Raw genomic sequence first — 18738 nt, forward strand, 5'->3', positions numbered from 1 at the left:
CGCGCCCCCGCCCCCCCCCGCGCTCACCCCCCCCCGGACCACCAGCACCCGTTGGGGCCCGCCCCCCCCCCCGGCCGGGGGGGGGCCCCCCCCCCCCCCCCGGCCCGGTTCGGGGAGCGCGGCGACCGCCTGCGGGAGGCTGCCGTCGGAGGCGGCCTCGATCAGCTCGCGCGGGCGGGCGCCCTCGGCGATCGGGGTGCCCGCCGCGACCTCGCGGACCGTGTGGGAGCCCCGGGCGACGAAGATCGCCCCCCAGACGGCGATGCCGACCGCGATGCCGACCTGCCGGAAGGTGTCGTTGATGCCCGCCGCCATGCCGCTCTTCTCCTTGGGCACCACGCTCACCGCGACGTCGGCGATCACCGGGTTGATCAGGCCGATGCCCGCGCCGCCGACCAGGAACCCGGCCAGCAGGCCGGTCCAGGTGTCGTCGGGCTTGATGCCGCCCATCAGCAGCATGCCCGCGCCGACGGCGATGAGGCCGACGAAGAGCATCAGCCGGGCCGGCGCCCGGGAGAGCATGATCCCGGCGACCGGTGCGACGAAGAAGCTGAGCACCGTGATCGGCAGGTAGCGCACACCCGCCGCGAACGGGGAGAGCCCGAGGTAGTTCTGCAGGTACAGCGTCAGGTAGAGGAAGAGCGCGAACAGCGAGCTGGACACCGCGAACGCGGCCAGCTGCACGCCGGTGAACGCGTGCCGGCGGAACAGCCCGAGCGGCAGCATCGGCTCCGGCACGCGGCGTTCGACCAGGACGAAGACGGTCAGCAGGGCGGCCGCGCCGATGAACAGCCCCACGATCAGCGGGCTGCCCCAGCCCTCGGTGTTGCCCCGCACCAGGGCGAGGACGAGCAGGAACAGCCCGGTGCTGAAGGCCGCGACCCCGGCCCAGTCGATCCGGGTGGCGTTCGGGTCGCGGCTCTCCGCCAGCTTGAGGTAGGTGACGACCAGGGCGGCGGCCCCGATCGGCACGTTGAGGTAGAAGATCCACTCCCAGCCGAGCGAGTCGGTGAGCGCCCCGCCGATCAGCGGTCCGACGGCGACGGCCATCCCGATCGTCGCCCCGTAGACGCCCATCGCGGTGCCGCGCTCGCGGCCGGGCGGGAACTCCTGCGCGACCAGGGCGAGCGAGACCGCGAACATCACCGCGCCGCCCACCCCCTGCACCGCGCGGGAGACGTTGAGGAAGACCGGGTTCGGCGCCAGCGCGCAGAGCAGCGAGGCGAAGGAGAAGATCACCAGCCCCGCGGCGAAGGCCCTGCGCCGCCCGAGCCGGTCGGCCAGCGAACCGGCGGTCAGGACCAGGGCGGCCAGCGAGAGGGCGTAGGCGTCGAACACCCACTGCAGGTCGGTGAAGCTCGCGCCCAGGTCCCTGCGGATGGACGGCAGGGCGACGTTGACCACCGTGATGTCGAGAAGCAGCATGAACGTCGCGACCGACACGGCGATCAGCGTCCACCACTTGCGTTGCACGGCTGCCGGTCTCCTTCGACGGGGGATACGGGGGCACGCCGACCGCGGGTCGGCGGCGGTGTGGCGTCGACCGTATGCGCGGCTGCGGCCCGGACCCGGGCCGACACGACCGGGCGCGCCCCCGGAGGCCCCGTCCGGTCGAGACCTCCGGCATCCGGGGTGCCGGTTCCGGCGGGAGTTCCGCGGGAGTTCCGCGCTCTCTTGACGAGTTAAGTAACGTTCCTTAACTTGATCCCGCGACCTTCCCGACCTCCCCGCGACCTCCCCGCCCCCCCTGCTCCGCCCCGACCTCCCCCCTGCTCCGCTCCCTGCTCCATCCCCCGCTCCGTCCCCCACCTCTGGAGCCACCCGTGGACTCAGGCCTCACCCGGAGAATCGGCCTCTTCCAGGCCACCGCGATCAACATGAGCCAGATGTGCGGCATCGGGCCGTTCGTCACGATCCCGCTGATGGTCGCCGCCTTCGGCGGCCCGCAGGCCGTCATCGGCTGGCTGGCCGGCGCGCTGCTCGCCCTCGTCGACGGCCTGGTCTGGGCCGAACTGGGCGCCTCGCTGCCCGGCGCCGGCGGCACCTACGTCTATCTGCGCGAAGCCTTCCAGTACCGCACCGGGCGGCTGATGCCGTTCCTGTTCGTCTGGACGGCGATGCTCTTCATCCCGCTGATCATGTCGACCGGCGTGCAGGGCCTGGTGCAGTACCTCGCCTACCTGTGGCCGGGCATGACGACCGTCCAGGGCGACGTCGTCGGCGTCGCCGTGCTCGCCCTCGTCCTGGTGCTGCTGTGGCGCACGGTCGAGGACATCGGCGCGATCACCGTCGTGATGTGGGTCGTGATGATCGTCTCCGTCGGCGCGGTGATCCTGGCCTCCTTCACCGGCTTCCACCCCTCGCTGGCCTTCACTTGGCCCGCCCACGCCGTCGAACTCACCCACGGCGCGTTCTGGACCGGCTTCGCCGCCGGTCTGACCATCGGCATCTACGACTACCTGGGCTACAACACCGCCTCCTACCTGGGCGCCGAGATCAGGAACCCGGGCCGGGTCATGCCGCGGGCGATCATCCACTCGATCACCGCCATCATGGCCGTCTACCTGCTGATGCAGGTCGGCGTCCTCGGCGTGATCGACTGGCGGGACATGCTGGACCCGGAGAACGTGGCCTCGAAGTCCGTCGCCTCCGCGGTGCTGGAGAGGACCTGGGGCAAGGGCGCCGCCGACACCGTGACGGTGCTCATCCTGGTCACCGCCTTCGCCTCCGTCCTCGCGGGCCTGCTCGGCGGCTCCCGGGTGCCGTACGACGCCGCCCGCGACGGGATGTTCTTCCGCTCCTTCGGCAGGCTGCACCCCCGGCACGGCTTCCCCGTGCTCGGCCTGGTCGCCATGGTCGCGATCACCGCCGCCGGCTTCCTGTTCGCGCGGCACATCGGCGACACCTCCGCGCACCCGCCGCTGAGCATCCTGATCGCCCTGCTGACCAGCGTCATGGTGATCGTCCAGGCACTCGCCCAGATCGCCGCCGTCACGGTGCTCCGCAAACGCCAGCCGCACCTCGCCCGCCCGTACAAGATGGTGCTCTACCCGCTGCCGAGCATCGTCGCCGCCATCGGCTGGCTGGTCATCTACGGCTACGCGGACAAGGCGAACGAGGGCGTCCACCCGATCGAGTGGTCGCTGGCCTGGGTCGCCCTCGGCGGCCTCGCCTACCTCGTCTGGTCGAAGGCCGAGGGCGCCTGGCCGTTCGGGCCGAAGGAGATCCGCGAGGAGTACCTGGAGGCCCAGCAGGCCCGGGAGGCCGACGCCCTCGCCGGCCCCTGACGGCCTCCCGGGGTCAACTCGCTCTCCCCGCCGCGTACTTCCCCCACGCGGCGCAGGCAGGACAACCAACTCGTCCGGGGCGTCGAGGCGCTGACGCCCGGACCGGGTGCGGACGGCGCGACCTGCCCGCCCGGGCGCGGTCCCGGGCGGTGCGGTGCGGGCCCTGCGGGCGGCCCGGGCGGGCGGGTGAGCCTGTACGGGTACTTCGTCGCGCGGCTCGGGCCGGGCGGCATGTCGTGGTCGGATGCGGCGGTCCCGGCCCCCATGATGGCCGCGTCCGCCGCCGACCGTCGTCCAGGAGACCTCGCATGCCCCGACGGGCCACCTTCCCCCGCCGTTCCGCCCTCGCAGCCGCCGCCGCGGCAGCCGTCCTGACCTCGGTCACGGCGTGCGGATCGGATCCCTCCACCCCCACCGCCGCCTCCACCTCCCCGGGGAGCAGCGCGTCGATCGCGTGCAACGGATCGGGCCAGCTCCTCGGCGCCGGTTCGACGGCGCAGGCGAACGCGATCGACCTCTGGAAGAACACCTTCGGCGCCGCCTGCCCGGGCATCATGGTCAACTACAGCGGAGGCGGCTCGGGCGCCGGCGTGCAGCAGTTCAACGAGGGCAAGGTGGCCTTCGCCGGGTCCGACGCCGCCCTGAAGCCGGCCGAGGTCGACGCCTCGAAGCAGGTGTGCCCCGGAGGCCAGGGCATCGACCTGCCGATGGTGGCCGGCCTCGTCTCGATCGTCTTCAACGTGCCCGGCGTGGACAAGCTCGTCCTCGACGGGCCGACCATCGCCAAGATCTTCGACGCGCAGATCACCAAGTGGAACGACCCGGCGATCACCGCGCTCAACCCCGGCGTCACACTGCCCGACACCCCGATCCAGGCCTTCCACCGCTCCGACGACTCCGGCACGACCGCGAACCTGACGGCCTACCTCGCCGCCGCGTCGAACGGCGCCTGGCCGTACCCGCCGAGCAAGACCTGGGCGGCCAACGGCGGCCAGTCGGCCAACGGCAGCGCCGGCGTCTCGGCGCAGGTCAAGCAGGTCGAGAACTCCATCGGCTACGTGGAGCTGTCCTACGCCCAGACCAACAACCTGAAGAGCGCGGCGGTCAACACCGGCGCCTCCCAGCCGGTCGACGCCACCGCCGCCAACGCGGCCACCACCTTCGCCAAGGCCCAGTTCGCCGGGACGGGCAGCGACCTGGCCCTGAACCTCGACTACGCGACCAAGGACGAGGGCGCGTACCCGATCGTCCTGGTCACCTACGAGATCGTCTGCGACAAGGGCAACAAGGCCGCCAACCTGCCCGCCCTGAAGTCCTTCCTGACCTACACCTCCAGCGACGCCGCCCAGCAGGCGATCGGCGCGACGGGGTACGTCCCGCTGCCCGCGGAGATCACCACCAAGGTCAAGTCGGCCGTCTCCCAGCTCTCCTGACCCCGCCGCCCCGCACCGCCGCCCAGAACTGCTGTCCCGCACCGCCCCGGCACCGCTCCGGCACCGCCGGGGCGGTGCCGCACGTCCGGGCCGACGGGCAGCCGGAGGCCCGAGCGGCGGCGACGAGGACACTGCGTGACCGACGCCGACCGCGCCCTCCCCGCGCCCTCCCCGTGCGGTGCCTGCGGGCGACGGCTCGACCTCCGGGAACACCCGGGAGCGACCTACCATGAGAGGCGAGGTCTGCTCGATCCCCGCACCCGCCCACGGCGACACGGCAGGGAGGCCCGCATGGAGTCCGGGAACGGATTCGGTCCGGTGGACGGCGCACGCTATCCGCCGATCTCCGAACACGGCCTGATCGGCGACCTGCGCACCGCCGCGCTGGTCGGGACCGACGGCACCATCGACTGGTACTGCTGCCCGCGCTTCGACGCACCGAGCGTGTTCGCGTCCATCCTCGACGCCGACAAGGGCGGATCGTTCGAGCTGACCGCCGAGGTGCCGGCCCGTACCCGCCAGTTCTACTTCCCCGACACCAACGTGCTGATCACGCGGTTCTACGCCGCCGACGGCGTCGCGGAGATCCAGGACTTCATGCCGGTCGTCGACGAGTCGCGCGAGGCGTCCAGGCACCGGCTGATCCGGCGGGTCGTGTGCGTCCGCGGCGTCCTCCCGTTCAGGGCGCGGATAGCCCCCCGCTTCGCCTACGGGACCGAACCGCACACCGTCCGCATGCAGGCGAACGAGGCGGTCTTCGAATCCCCGTCGCTCTCCCTGGCGCTGACCTCCACCGCGCCGCTCGACACCGACGGCACGGACGTGTGGTCGCACGTCAAACTCCTCGAAGGCGAGTCCGTGGTGTTCGCCCTCGACCGGATCACCGACGACGTCCACCCGAGGGCCTGCCCGCGCGCCGAGGCGCAGGCACAGGCCGAGGCGACCGTCCGGTTCTGGCGCCAGTGGCTGGGCCGCTCCCGCTACCGCGGCCGGTGGCGGGAGATGGTGCACCGCTCCGCACTGGTGCTGAAACTGCTCACCTACGCGCCGACCGGGGCGATCGTGGCCGCGCCGACGACCAGCCTCCCCGAGCGCGTCGGCGGGGAGCGCAACTGGGACTACCGGTACGTGTGGATCCGCGACGCCGCCTTCTGCGTCTACGCCATGCTGCGCCTGGGCTTCACCTCGGAGGCTGAGGCCTTCATGAACTTCGTCTCCGAGCGGGGGATCATGCGCGGCGGGGGCACGACCGGACCGCTGCAGATCATGTACGGCATCGACGGCCGCACCGACCTGCCCGAACGCGAGCTGTCCCACTTCGAGGGCTACCTTGGGTCCGCCCCGGTACGAGTGGGGAACGCGGCCACCGGCCAGCTCCAGCTGGACATCTACGGGGCGCTGATCGACTCCGTGTACCTGTACGACAAGTGGGGGCAGCCCATCAGCAGTGCCCACTGGGACGAGGTCGGCGCCGTGGTGGACTGGCTCTGCGACCACTGGGACCAGCCCGACGAGGGCGTCTGGGAGACCCGGGGCGGCCGGAAGGACTTCGTCTACTCGCGCCTGATGTGCTGGGTGGCGATCGAACGTGCCGTCCGGATCGCCAACCGCCGCGGCCTGCCGGCCGACCTCGCGCGCTGGCAGCGGAGCCGGGACGCGATCTACCGGCAGATCATGCGACAGGGCTGGTCGGCCGAGCGCGGGGCCTTCGTCCAAGGGCTCGGCGACGACGTGCTCGACGCGTCCGTGCTGATGATGCCGATGGCCAAGTTCGTCTCGCCCACCGACCCCAAGTGGCTCTCCACCCTGGACGCGCTCACCGCGGACCTGGTCTCCGACTCGCTCGTCTACCGCTACGACCCGGAGGCCAGCCCGGACGGCCTGCACGGCACCGAGGGCACGTTCTCGATCTGCTCCTTCTGGTACGTCGAGGCGCTCACCCGCGCCGGACGCCTGGAGGAGGCCCGGCTGGCCTTCGAGAAGATGCTCACCTACGGCAACCACCTCGGCCTCTACGCCGAGGAGATCGGCCGGACCGGCGAACAACTCGGCAACTTCCCGCAGGCGTTCACCCACCTCTCGCTGATCAGCGCTGCCTTCAACCTCGACCGGGCCCTCGGTTGAGCCCGCGTCCTCGGTTACGTCCGCGGCCTCGGTTGAGCCAGTGCCCCGGCGCTCCGGCCATGGCCCCGCCGCGGGGCCGGCCGGACTCCGCCCGCACGCTCCTCGTGATCGCGCACGGGAGGAACCGGACCCGTAGGCCGAATGCTCCTGCCGGGAAAGCCTGTTGACGACCCGTCAGTCGGAAGCGGGCCGGTCCTCCAGGTGTGCGGCGAACTCGTTCACCCGGACCTCGGCGATGCGTTCGTAGCGGGCCAGGCGGTCGCCGTCGGAGGGGCCGACGCCGAAGGCCACTTCGGCGAAGCCGAGCCGGCCGATGGCCTGCGGCACGTCCGGGCCCCCGGGGGCCAGCAGCCGGACCGGGTCGCCGATGGCCAGGGTGTACGGGGGGACGAAGAACTCGTCCGGGAGTACCGTCCGGGCGTGGACGAGCCCCGCGACGGCGACGACCGTGCCGGCGCCCACCCGGGCCTCCTGCAGGACGTTGGCGGAGGTGGCCAGGTAGGCGCAGCGCTGCACGGTGCAGCCCAGCAGGGTCGCGTGCGGGCCGACGAACACGTGGTCGGCGAGTTCGACCGGCTGGTCGGCGGCGACGGCGGAGGCGCGCAGGACCGCGTTCTCGCACACGACCGTCGCCTCGCCGACCTCGATGTGCGAGCCTTCCGCGTCGAGCACGGCGCCGTACATCACCCGTGCGCGGGGGCCGATCCGGACGTCGCCGACGAGCGTGGCGGTCGGTGCGACGTAGGCGGTCGGGTGGACCTGGGGGACGGCGCCGCGGTGCCGGATCCGGATGCCCTGCGAGTTCGTGTTCACAGGCGGGATTGTCGCGGACCGCCGGGCGAGCGGCTGGCGGATTTCGGACACGTCGTTCGGGCGCCCCGCCCAGCCCTGTCGACCCCGGGACGCTGCGTCCGGCACCACGACCGACACCGGTACCACGACCGACACGGCACCACCACCGAGGCGAGCGCCGGAGCCAGTAGCACTGCGGCCGCGCTCGCGGAGCAGTTCCGCATCGTCCCGGGCACCGCCGACCGGGAGTCGTTCCGCTGGCTGCTCGCCGCTGACGCTCCACGGTCTGCTTCGTGCGGGACGGGCGGATCGGCACGTCCGAGACGTACCTCTCGGACGTGCCCGACGCGGACGCCTTCTTCGTCCGATGGCTCCGGCGCGCGCCTGCGGGTGGTGAGGCGGCCCACCACCCGCAGGCGCCGGTGGGTCAGGCGACGGTCAGGACGATCTTGCCGGTGGTGCGGCCCTGTTCGCCGAGTTCGTGGGCCTTCGCGGCCTGCTCCAGCGGGAGGACCGTCTCCACCACGGGCCTCAGCGCGCCGCGCTCGGCGAGGGCCGCGATCTCGCGCAGGCCGAGGTGGTCCGGCTCGACCAGGACCCACACGGCGCGCACCCCGTCCGGGGCGGCGGGCAGGTCGTCCGGCCCGGGCAGGGTGACGAGGCGGCCGCCGGGCCGGAGCACGTCCAGGGAGCGCTTCGCGGTCTCGCCGCCGATCCCGTCGAGCACGACGTCGACGTCGGACACGACGTCCTCGAAGCGCACCGTCCGGTAGTCGACGACCTCGTCCGCGCCCAGCTCGCGCAGCAGGTCGTGCTTCCCGGCGCTGGCGGTGCCGATGACGTACGCGCCGCGGGCCTTGGCGATCTGGACGGCGAAGTGGCCGACCCCGCCGGCCGCCGCGTGCACCAGCACCCGCTCCCCGGGGCGGACGTCCGCGGTGTCCACCAGGGCCTGCCAGGCGGTCAGCGCGGCCAGTGGCAGTGCCGCGGCCTCCACGTGGGTGAGGGCGGCGGGCTTGCGGGCGAGGTGGCGGGCCGGCGCCACCGCGTACTCGGCGTAGGCACCCGCCTGGCGCGGGAACAGCGGCATCCCGAAGACCTCGTCGCCGGGGCGGAACAGGCCCACGCCCGGCCCGACGGCCTCGACGGTGCCGGACACGTCCCAGCCGACCGCCGGCACGTCGCCCCACTCGATGAGGGCGCCGCCGGCCCGGGTCTTCCAGTCCACCGGGTTCACGCCGGCGGCGTGCACACGCACCAGGACCTCGCCCAGCCCCGGTTCGGGGCGCTCGACCTCCCGCTCGACCAGGTTCTCGGGTCCGCCCCACTGCTCCACGACCACCGCGCGCATGCTGTCCTGCCTCGTTCTTCGTTGCTCTCCGTGTGCCGCCGGGCTCTGGCGACGCGGTCCACGATCCGGCACCCCGGTCCGCCGTGGTGTTGGCCGTCTGGCCACTATGTGCCAGGATCTGGCCATGGGCATCGTGACGGCGGAGGGGCAGCAGGCGGCGGCGAAGGTGACGGTGAAGGCGCAGGTGAGGGCCGCGGCGGAGGCGGGAAGCGCGGACGGCCGGCAGCGGCCGGCCGGAGCGCCGCCCCGGCGCCACCGGATCGCGGTGCTCGCCCTGCCCGGTGTCCCGCCCTTCGAGCTCGGGATCCCCTCCCGGGTCTTCGGCAGCGCGCTGGACGCCGAGGGCCGCCCGCTCTACGAGGTCGTCGTCTGCACCGCCGACGGCGCGCCCGTCCTCAGCGACGCCGGCTTCACCGTGCAGCCGGCCGCCGGGCCCGAGGCGATGGCCGCGGCGGACACCGTGATCGTCCCGCCCACGCACGCCATGCCCGACCTGGCCCGCGGCGGCCCGCTGCCCCCCGAGGTCGGCGCCGCCATCGCCGGCATCCGGCCCGGCACCCGCCTGGTGTCCATCTGCTCCGGTTCCTACGTGCTCGCCGCGGCCGGACTCCTCGACGGCCGCCCGGCCACCACGCACTGGAACCTGGCCCCGGAGTTCCGCAAGGCCTACCCGATGGTCAAGCTCGACGAGGAGGTCCTCTTCGTCGACGACGGGGACGTCCTCACCTCGGCCGGCGTGGCCGCCGGCGTCGACCTGTGCCTGCACGTGATCCGCCGCGACCACGGCGCCGCGGTCGCCAACCGGGCCGCCCGCATGTGCGTCGTACCGCCCTGGCGGGACGGCGGACAGGCCCAGTACATCGACCGCCCGGTCCCCGAACCCACCGTCGCCAGCACCACCGCCACCCGCGCCTGGGCCCTGGAACACCTCGGCGAGGACCTGCCCCTCACCCGGCTCGCCGAGCACGCCCGGATGAGCCTGCGCTCCTTCACCCGGCGCTTCCGCGACGAGGCCGGCATGACCCCGGTGCAGTGGCTCACCGCGCAACGCCTCGAACTGGCCAAGCAGTTGCTGGAGACCACCGACCTGTCGATCGACCTGGTCGCCCACCGGGCCGGCTTCGGCTCCGCGAACTCGCTGCGGGCGCACATGCGGACGGCCTTCGGCGTCTCCCCGGCCGCCTACCGCCGCACCTTCAGCCCGCACGAGGCCGCGCTCGGCTGAGCGTGCGGCGTCGAAGCGGCGCGGGAGGTGCGCGGTTCCCGGGTCGGCGCAGGCCCGGGAACCGCCCGCGCACGGGTCGCGGATGCTTCGCGATCGCCGGGTACGACAGCGCCCTGGCGACAGCCGTCACCAACGGCACGTCCTGACCGTTGCCGACCTGATGGGGCGTGGGGGCGTGGGGCGTGAGGCGTGGGCGTGGGGCGTGTTCGTGGAGCGGTCCGCGCCCGGCCCGCCCGAACCCGACTCCGCTGCGGCGCAGTCGTCCGACTGCCCTGCGGCGGCGGCCCGTCAGGTGTCGGGCACCGGGCGGGCCGAAGGGTGTCAGGCGGGCCGAAGGCCTTCCAGGACGGTCTCGACCAGGAGGGGGCTGCGCAGGGTCTCCTCGGGTCCGGCGCCGAGCAGGACCCGGTAGTAGACCGGCGCGTAGAGGACGTCGACCATCGTGCGGGTGGGCAGGTCCGAGCGGAGCTGTCCGGCGGCCACCGCGGCGTCGAGGCGGCGGACGCACCGCTCGATCCGCGGTTCGAGGAAGGTCGCGCGCATCGCGGCGGCGAGGGCGGGGTCGCTCTGGGACTCGGCGATGATGCCGCGGTAGAGCGTCCCGGTGGTGCCGGTGAGCATGGTGGCGACGGCGGTGAGCTGGGCGGTGAGGTCGGCGGTGATGTCCCCGGTGTCGGGGAAGTCCATGGAGTCGCCGATCCGGTCGTTGACGGCGTCCAGGGCGATCGCGCCCTTGGACGGCCACCAGCGGTAGATGGTCGGCTTGCCGACGCCCGCGGTCGCGGCGATGGCCTCGATGGTGGTCCTGCCGTATCCCTTGGCCCCGGCGACTTCGAAGACGGCGTCGAGGATGGCGCGGCGGGCTCGTTCGCTCCGGCGCTCAGGGTTCGGCTGCGGGGTCATGGCGGGAAGTCTAGCCCAGGCGTGACGTTACGTTTCGTTTTGACAAGGGGGTCGGGCCGTCCTAGCCTCGTTGGCGTTACGAAACGTTTCGTAACGCCGCTCGGTGATTCACGAGCCTCACCAAGGAGCCCGCCATGACCGCTTCCCCGTCCTCGTCCCCGTCTCCGTCCGCTTCCTCGTCCTCGTCCCCGTCCGCCGACCGCTACGCGCGGGGGCTGTCCCTCCTGCGCGAGGTCGCCGGCCCCGGAGGCCCGGCCGTGCTGGACGCGCTCGACGGCATCGCCCCGGACCTCGCCCGGCTGACCGTCGAGTTCGGCTACGGCGACGTGTACGCCCGGCCCGGCCTCACCCTCGCCCAACGGCAGCTGATCAACGTCGCCGCCCTGACCGCGCTGGGCACCGCGGCGCCGCAGCTGCGCTTCCACATCGACGGTGCCCTCAACGTGGGCGTCGCGCCCGCCGAGATCGTGGAGACGGTCCTCCACATGGCGGTCTACGCGGGATTCCCGGCGGCGCTCAACGGCATGGCCGTGGCCAAGGCCGCCTTCGCCGCCCGCCCGGAACTCGACTTCACTCCCGCGCGCAGCGGTGCCGACGCCGCGCAGACCCTGGGGGAGCGGCACGAGCGCGGTCTCGCGGTGTTCGACCGGGTCGACCGGGAGGCCGGGGAGCGCGTGGTCGCGTCGCTGGCGGACATCGCCCCCGTCCTGGCCGACCACATCGTCGACTTCGCCTTCGCCGACGTCTACGCCCGCCCCGCTCTCGACCTGAAGAGCCGCGAGCTGGCCACCGTGGCCGCCTGCACCGCGCTCGGCACGGCCCACCCGCAGCTGCGGGTCCACCTGCACGGGCTGCTCAACGTCGGCGGCACCCGGGAGGAGGCGATCGAGACGATCGTCCAGATGGCCGTCTACGCGGGCTTCCCGGCCGCGCTCAACGGGATCGCCGCGGCCCGCGAGGTGTTCGCCGACCGCGACGCGACGGGCCGGGCGGGCGCGTAGACCGGGACGAGGAAGTGAGCCGAGCCAGTGGGATGCACACCGGGCGGGGGAGGAGCGGGACGTCCGTACGGGTGGGCGCGGGACACGCGAGGGGGGAAAGCGCCTCGGCGGCAACCCCTCACGAGTTCGAACCTCGTACTGTCTGTCGGCAGAAGGCCCGGACAGCTCAGCGGCCCGGGCCGCCAAGACCGCAGCCAGTCGGCACTCGGGCGGGACGACCATCACAAGTCGGCAACAGCGCGCCATCCAGCCGGTCGGACCTGGAAAGCTGGCGCCCCCGACGGAACATCAGAAGGGCGCCGGTGCATGGGCTTCTCCTACCGCAAGAGCTTCAAGGCGGGCCCGATTCGAGCCACAGCCTCCAAGTCGGGAGTCGGCTGTTCGGCTGGTGCGAAGGGCTTCCGCGTCGCCGAGCGAGCCGACGAGCACGTCCGGACCACCATCTCCGCACCCGGGGCGGGTCTGCATCACACCGCTACCAGCACCGGCCACGAGCGGCAGCGGAACATGGCAGCCACGGCCACCACCTCCGACGTCGCGATGCCCGTCGGCCCAGCAGCCGGTCGCGAGCGCAGAAGGTGGCGTCCCGGCGCGTGGTACTTCGTGATCGTGCTTCTATCAGTCGGCCTGTTCAGCGCGATACCTTTCGCGCACGCAGCGGCCCGACTGGGCCGTAAGGGCCTTCGGCTTCGGGCAGGAACCTATGCGGCCGTCGCCGCAGCGCTGGTTGTCCTCTCCTCGATCACTCCGAAGGACGCGCAAGGGCACGCAGTCGGTACGGCCGGCCATGTGCTGAGCGCGATCTTCGCGATCCTGGCAGTGGCTCTGATGGCGACCGCCTGTTTCCAACTGGTCCCGCTCCGCCGGGAGGTTTACGGCCTTGGTACTGGACCGGCACGGCCTGCCCACCCCGCAGCAGCTGATCCGGTCGTCGCGGCGCACCTCGCCGCTCGCGCGCGGCGGAACGAAGCTCGCACCCTTGCGCAGAGCGATCCCGTTCTCGCCCATGACCTCCGTATCGGACGTCCGGACCTGTCGCGCCAGTACGACGATGGCGGCCTCGTCGATCTCAACAACGCACCAGCCCACACCATTGCCGACGCGTGCTCCATAGAGCTGACCTCGGCCGAACAGATCGTGGCAGCCCGTCAGGAACTGGGATCGTTCAGCTCGCTGGACGAAGTGGTCGTCTTCGCCCGGATCGAAGAGGGGGCGGCCGCACGAATCCGCGACTACGCGATTCTCCTGCCTGGGTAGGCGGCTGGCTCGACCGTCGGCGGGGTGGGCTTCACAGCCGTTGCCTGCATTCGTGGCGAGGGAGTCCGGCGCCCTCGGCTAGGCGGTGTCCTGGCGATCAAGAGCGCTGGGGCCAGGTGCAGCCGGACGTGGCAACGAACACGGTCGCTGCCGCTACCGCTCGAACAACGCTTCAACGCGCCGGCCCGATCCCCTCCGGCAGGACGGCGACCACGAAGGCGACGGCCTCCTCCGGCGTCTCGAAGCGCGCGAGCAACTCGCTCCGGTTCCGTACCCCGTAGAACCCCTCATCGTGCGGCCAGATCATGTACCCGACCCGTGTCGTATTCCATCGCGCCGTGGTACTGGTGGAGAACCAGAGGTTGAAGTGGCTGGTCACCGGCATCAGTTGGCGGAGCACCGGCTGGGTGTACGCGGCCGCCGACAGCGCATGCACGCGCGGGAACCGGTTCATCGGCGGCATGTGGATGCCGTCGAGCTTGAGGCACCACGCCAACTCGACAGCACCGAGCGGCTCCCGCTCGTGCGCGAGGGCCCAAGGGCGGAACTCGATGCACGGAGCCTGCTCCTTGGTCTCCTCGAGCCCCGCTCCGCCGATCCAGGCCGCTGCCGCCCTGACCGCCTCGGCCGGATCGGCGGTCCACCCGCAGGCCAGGCGCCGGCCGTTGCTCTGGAGATACACCCAGAAGGCACGCCGCTGCTCGTCAGCCGGACGCACCGACACCCGCCGGCCGAGCCCCGCGTCGACGTACACCGCTATGCCGCTCCACTGCCCGTCCGGCTCAGGCAGGACGACCCCGAGGCCCTCCGCCACACGCCCCAACGTCTCCTGGAGCACCCCGCCGCCCCAGTCACTCTCGCCGGACCCCACCCCGAAGCTCATCCCGCCAGTATGCCGCCGAGCGCATCGACGGTCCCAGTCGATCAGGTGCCAGTCCTCCCGGCTCCGGGCAAGGCGGCCCCGGAGTTCGGCCAGGTGCCCTTCGGCGACCCAGCTGGCCCGGGGCTCCTAGGGCTTGTCTGACAATTCGCGTCGCATCAGCGCGCGGCGTTGGGCGCCCGGCTGGGCGTGCCGCCGGAGCGTCCTCGTACTGGACGTACTTGGACGATTCGGCGGTGCGTCCAGCCGGGATGCCCGGCGTCGTGCGCGCGGCGGGAATTGTCAGACAAGCCCTAGGTGCTGTCCCAGCGTCGCCGATCGTGTGACGGTCGGTGTCGAGCGTTCCTGGGCGCGGTGTCGTGACTGTCCGACTGTCAATTCCTCTGAGAAAGCCGTGAGTCGACGATCCCGGCGTCGCCCCCGGACTCCATGGTCCGCACGCGCTGGACGTAGCGGTGGATCAGGTGGCGCAGCACGTTGACGGTGGCGGCGACGTCCGGGGCCGGGACGCCGTCCAGTGCGCTCGCCAGTCCGATGATGTTGGCCTGTTTCAGCCGGTCGAGCACCGCCCGTCCCTCGGTGGTGAGTTCGACCTGGCGGGCCCGACGGTCCGTCGCGTCCTGGGTGCGTTCGACCAGCTCCTGGCCCTGCAGCCGGTCGATCTGGCGGGTGACGTGGGAGGGCTTGACCATCAGCCGGTCGGCGAGGTCGCCCACCCGGCTGCTGCCCTCGGCTTCGGCGAGTGCGCGCAGCAGGTAGACGTCGGAGCGGGCGGCGGTGATGCCGGCCCGGGTCATCTGGCGTTCGTGGTGTTGCGAACGTGTCAAAAGGTAGGCCAGTGTCGCCAGTACGGCCTCCAGCTCCGAGGCGGTGGTCCGTTCGTCTGCGGGGTCTTCGGCGTCCGGCATGGAGGAACTGTAGCGATCCGGTACGTGCGGCGGTGGTGGCGGAGACCTCTGACCGGATTTCGGACAGATTCGTTCGCCGTCGGACTGGCTCTTTCGCCGCAACGGAACGCGAGTTAGCGTGACGGTGAGTTAGTTGCTTTGGGCACGTAAATGGCCCGGCCCTGCCGCGCCGTTCGCCGCGCACCCGCTCCGCCGCGCACCTGTTCCGTCGCACCGCCGTGTCACTGCTCCGCCATGTCACTGCCCCGCCGTCCGACCGGCACGGCAGCACCGGCAACACCAGAAGCACCGAAACACCGAAGCACCGAAGCACCGAAGCACCGCAGGCCTGTCCGTCCGGCCCCGCCGTCACTCCCGCTCCGAGAAGGGAGCCCCCCCATGTCCACGGCCGCACCGAACACCCGCTTCGCCCACCCCGCCGCCCGCGGCGCCTGCCCCTTCGCCCCGCCCCCCGCGTACCAGCAAGCCCAGCAGCAGGAACCGATCAGCCGCGTCTCCCTGTGGGACGGTGCCCCCAGCTGGCTGGTCACCCGCCACGAGGACGTCAAGGCGGTCCTCTCCGACGCCCGGTTCAGCTCCGACTCCAGCCGCTCCGGCTTCCCCTTCATCAGCGCCGGCGCCCGGCAGCTGAACGCCGGTCAGCCCACCTTCATCCGGATGGACGACCCCGAGCACGCCCGCCTGCGCCGGATGCTCACCGGCGAATTCATGATCAAGAAGGTCGAGGCGATGCGCCCCGAGGTCCAGCGGATCGCGGACGACCTGCTCGACCGGATGACCACCGGACGCACCGGCGCCGACCTGGTCCACGAGTTCGCCCTCCCGCTGCCCTCCCTGGTGATCTGCCTGCTGCTCGGAGTCCCCTACCAGGAGCACGACTTCTTCCAGGAGTGCAGCCGCATCCTGCTGCGTCGCGACGCCTCGCCCGAGGAGGTCGACGCCGCCCGGGAGCGGCTGTCCGACTACCTGATCCAGCTCACCGAGGCCAAGCGCGCCGAGCCCGACGACGGCATCCTCAGCCGCCTGATCGCCCGCGGCGAGCTCAGCACCGAGGAGATCGGCCTGATGGGCCGGCTGCTGCTGGTCGCCGGACACGAGACCACCGCGAACATGACCGCGCTGTCCGTCCTGGCCCTGCTGCGCAACCCCGACCAGCTCGACCACCTGCGCCGTCACCCGGAGTCCGTCCCCGGCGCCGTCGAGGAACTGCTCCGCTACCTGACCATCGTGCACTCCGGCCTGACCCGGGTCGCCACCGAGGACGTCGAGGTCGGCGGCGTCCGCATCCGGGCGGGCGAAGGCGTCATCTGCATGATCAACACCGCCAACCGCGACGCCGGCGAGTTCCCCGACGGTGACGAACTCGACCTGACCCGCGACGCCCGCCGCCACCTCGCGTTCGGCTTCGGAGTCCACCAGTGCCTCGGCCAGCCGCTCGCCCGCCTGGAGCTCCAGATCGCCCTCGACACCATCCTGCGCAGGCTGCCCGGACTGCGTCTGGACGTTCCGTTCGAGGACGTCCGCTTCCGCGGCGAAATGCTCATCTACGGCGTCCACGAGCTGCCGATCGCCTGGTGAAACCCGGCGCACCCGCGCCACCGTCACCCCACCGCCACCCACCACCGTCACCCCACCAGGGCCCCGAGCGGCCCGCCCCCGAAAGGAACGCCATGTTCGTCCACATCGACCAGGACAAGTGCTGCAGCGCCGGACACTGCGTCCTCGCCGCCCCCGAGGTCTTCGACCAGCGCGACGAGGACGGCATCGTCGTCCTGCTCGACGCCCGGCCGTCCGCCGAACTCCACCAGGCCGTCCAGGACGCCGCCGCCGTCTGCCCGGCCGCCGCGATCCGCCTGGAACTGGCGTGACCGCTCCGCGCCGGATCGCCGTCGTCGGAGCCGGTGCGGCCGGACTGCACACCGCCGAAGCCCTGCGCCGGGCCGGCTACGACGGGCGACTCACCCTCGTCGGGGCCGAGGACGCGCCGCCGTACGACCGGCCGCCGCTGTCCAAGCACCTGCTCTCCGGCGAGTGGCAGCCCGACCGCCTCACCCTGCGCGACCCCCGGGCCCTGGACGAGCTGCGGCTCGACCTGCGCCTGGGGGTGCGGGCCCGGCACCTGGACCGCCGGGCCCGCACCGTCCACCTCGCCGACGGCCGGCAGGTGCCCTGCGACGCCGTCGTCATCACCACCGGAGTCCGCCCGCGCCGGCTGCCCGGCGCCGAAACCCCCCTGGCCGGCGCCCACGTGCTGCGCACCGTGGCCGACGCCCTCGCCCTGCGCGAGGACCTGCGCCCGGGGAGCCGACTGCTGGTGGTCGGCGGCGGACTGCTCGGTGCCGAGGCGGCGGCCACCGCCGTCGGGCTCGGCGCCGAGGTCACCTGGCTGGTCTCCACCGACACCCCGCTGGCGGCGGTCCTCGGCACCGAGACCGCCGCCCTGCTGACCGGCCTGCACCGCCGGCACGGCGTACGGATCCACCGGGGCACGGCCACCCGGGTCCTCGGACGCAACGGCCGCGCCACCGGCGTCCGCCTGTCCGACGGCACCGACCTCGCGACCGACACCGTCCTGATGGCCATCGGCTCCCGGCCCGACACCGACTGGCTCGCCGACAGCGGCCTGCGGCTGGACGGCGGCGTGGTCTGCGACGCCCACTGCGCCGCCGGCCCCGGCGTCTGGGCCGCCGGTGACGCCGCCAGCTGGCCCGACCCGCGCACCGGCCGCCACCGGCGCCTCGAACAGCGGACCAACGCCACCGAACAGGCCCTGCACGCCGCCCGGAACCTGCTCGCCGGCCCGGACGGGACCCGCCAGGCCTACGCACCGGTGCCGTACCTGTGGACCGACCAGTACGGGCTGCGGGTCCAGGCGTACGGCCACCCCGGCGCCGCCGACCGGTTCGAGGTGGTCGACGGCGACCCGCAGGAGCACCGGTTCGCCGCCGCCTGCGTGCGCGACGGACGGGTCACCGGCGCGGTCGGCATCGCCTCCGCCCGGGCCCTGCGCGGACTGCGCGCCCAGGTCGCGGCGCACAGCCCGTGGCAGTCCGAGGCGGCCTGACCGGGCGGCCCGGGCCGGACGGGTCCGACCCCGTCAGGCCCGGGCCGGGCCGGTGGGCCCCGCCCGTGCGGGGGCCTACCGGCCCAACGGCGGCCGGACTATCGTCAGTTGGCGGAAGCTATCGACATCCCCGCTCCGACGATCATGCGCAGACGTTCCCGCATCGGGAGTCCCGCCCGGCGCTCGTACGTCGGCGCTCACGTTCCGACGCGCACGCTCACGCGCACGCTCCGGCCCGGCGGTCAGCTCCGCCCTCCTCGCCCGCCGCAGCACCCGCCTCACCCCCGACCAGTGCCGACAGCTGGAGGCGGCCCTGCCGCTCCTGGAACTGCTCCTCGACGAACCCGCCCCGCCCCGGGCCCCGGAGGAGTAGCGGCCCCCGAGGATTGGCGGCCCCGGCCGCGATCGTCCGCCCACCGGGCGGCGACGGGGCGCGACGGCTCCGCCGCCGGGGGCGCCCGGGGGCCCCGCACACAAAAAACGCGCGCACCCGCCCGCGCGGGGGGGGCCCCC

The 18738-nt window shown here is 72.9% G+C and carries 15 protein-coding genes; 9 read left to right on the forward strand and 6 right to left on the reverse strand.

Translation table 11 applies throughout. The annotated features are described in order from the left end of the window. A partial coding sequence (locus tag ACFV0O_RS01120; protein ID WP_380334540.1) for an MFS transporter occupies positions 1–1473 on the reverse strand: 1473 nt, incomplete at its 3' end. A 404-nt stretch (positions 1474–1877) separates the two neighbouring features. Between ACFV0O_RS01120 and ACFV0O_RS01125 the strand changes: the two genes are divergently transcribed. The 3 genes from ACFV0O_RS01125 to ACFV0O_RS01135 all read left to right on the forward strand — a co-directional run bounded on the left by ACFV0O_RS01125 (position 1878) and on the right by ACFV0O_RS01135 (position 6844). Then, positions 1878–3287, forward strand: coding sequence for an APC family permease (locus ACFV0O_RS01125; RefSeq protein ID WP_380335364.1), 1410 nt, complete (start codon positions 1878–1880; stop codon positions 3285–3287). A gap of 308 nt (positions 3288–3595) precedes the next feature. Then, entirely contained in the window at positions 3596–4720 is a 1125-nt protein-coding gene (gene pstS / locus ACFV0O_RS01130) for a phosphate ABC transporter substrate-binding protein PstS (RefSeq protein ID WP_380334542.1), read from the forward strand. Positions 4721–5011: 291 nt separating this feature from the next. Then, entirely contained in the window at positions 5012–6844 is a 1833-nt protein-coding gene (locus ACFV0O_RS01135; protein ID WP_380334545.1) for a glycoside hydrolase family 15 protein, read from the forward strand. 174 nt (positions 6845–7018) lie between these two features. Here ACFV0O_RS01135 and ACFV0O_RS01140 read toward each other — a convergent pair whose 3' ends face one another. Further along, positions 7019–7657 carry a gamma carbonic anhydrase family protein gene (locus ACFV0O_RS01140; protein WP_380334548.1) on the reverse strand — a complete coding sequence of 213 codons (639 nt, stop codon included), beginning with the start codon at positions 7655–7657 and terminating at the stop codon, positions 7019–7021. Between the two features lie 406 nt (positions 7658–8063). After that, entirely contained in the window at positions 8064–8987 is a 924-nt protein-coding gene (locus tag ACFV0O_RS01145) for an NADP-dependent oxidoreductase (protein WP_380334551.1), read from the reverse strand. A 124-nt stretch (positions 8988–9111) separates the two neighbouring features. On the opposite strand from ACFV0O_RS01145, the gene ACFV0O_RS01150 reads away from it, so the two are divergent. After that, positions 9112–10212 (forward strand): GlxA family transcriptional regulator, encoded by a 1101-nt coding sequence (locus tag ACFV0O_RS01150; protein ID WP_380334554.1) that lies wholly within the window; start codon positions 9112–9114, stop codon positions 10210–10212. Between the two features lie 321 nt (positions 10213–10533). Here the strand turns inward: ACFV0O_RS01150 and ACFV0O_RS01155 are convergent, their stop codons facing one another. Then, positions 10534–11115: a TetR/AcrR family transcriptional regulator gene (locus ACFV0O_RS01155; protein ID WP_380334557.1), complete on the reverse strand. Its 582-nt coding sequence runs from the start codon at positions 11113–11115 to the stop codon at positions 10534–10536. Positions 11116–11249: 134 nt separating this feature from the next. Here ACFV0O_RS01155 and ACFV0O_RS01160 point away from each other — a divergent pair, with 134 nt between their 5' ends. Both ACFV0O_RS01160 and ACFV0O_RS01165 read left to right on the forward strand, forming a co-directional pair. Then, positions 11250–12116: a carboxymuconolactone decarboxylase family protein gene (locus ACFV0O_RS01160; RefSeq protein WP_380334560.1), complete on the forward strand. Its 867-nt coding sequence runs from the start codon at positions 11250–11252 to the stop codon at positions 12114–12116. A 306-nt stretch (positions 12117–12422) separates the two neighbouring features. After that, positions 12423–13373, forward strand: a complete 951-nt coding sequence (locus ACFV0O_RS01165) for a DUF4236 domain-containing protein (protein WP_380334563.1) — start codon at positions 12423–12425, stop codon at positions 13371–13373. 172 nt (positions 13374–13545) lie between these two features. Here ACFV0O_RS01165 and ACFV0O_RS01170 read toward each other — a convergent pair whose 3' ends face one another. Together ACFV0O_RS01170 and ACFV0O_RS01175 are read right to left on the reverse strand one after the other, a co-directional pair. Then, positions 13546–14256 (reverse strand): DUF6193 family natural product biosynthesis protein, encoded by a 711-nt coding sequence (locus ACFV0O_RS01170; protein WP_380334566.1) that lies wholly within the window; start codon positions 14254–14256, stop codon positions 13546–13548. Between the two features lie 371 nt (positions 14257–14627). Continuing rightward, a complete protein-coding gene (locus ACFV0O_RS01175) occupies positions 14628–15161 on the reverse strand; it encodes a MarR family winged helix-turn-helix transcriptional regulator (RefSeq protein ID WP_380334568.1) in 534 nt (177 codons plus the stop codon). 378 nt (positions 15162–15539) lie between these two features. Here ACFV0O_RS01175 and ACFV0O_RS01180 point away from each other — a divergent pair, with 378 nt between their 5' ends. The 3 genes from ACFV0O_RS01180 (at position 15540) to ACFV0O_RS01190 (ending at position 18225) form a co-directional block, all read left to right on the forward strand. Further along, positions 15540–16739, forward strand: a complete 1200-nt coding sequence (locus ACFV0O_RS01180; RefSeq protein WP_380334571.1) for a cytochrome P450 — start codon at positions 15540–15542, stop codon at positions 16737–16739. A 92-nt stretch (positions 16740–16831) separates the two neighbouring features. Beyond that, complete coding sequence (locus tag ACFV0O_RS01185; RefSeq protein ID WP_380334573.1) at positions 16832–17029, forward strand: ferredoxin; 198 nt, start codon at positions 16832–16834, stop codon at positions 17027–17029. Further along, complete coding sequence (locus tag ACFV0O_RS01190) at positions 17026–18225, forward strand: NAD(P)/FAD-dependent oxidoreductase (protein ID WP_380334576.1); 1200 nt, start codon at positions 17026–17028, stop codon at positions 18223–18225. Before ACFV0O_RS01185 ends, ACFV0O_RS01190 begins: the two co-directional genes overlap by 4 nt. The last annotated feature ends 513 nt before the right edge of the window (positions 18226–18738 follow it).

It is taken from the genome of Kitasatospora sp. NPDC059577 (assembly GCF_042735475.1).
Lineage (GTDB): Bacteria > Actinomycetota > Actinomycetes > Streptomycetales > Streptomycetaceae > Kitasatospora.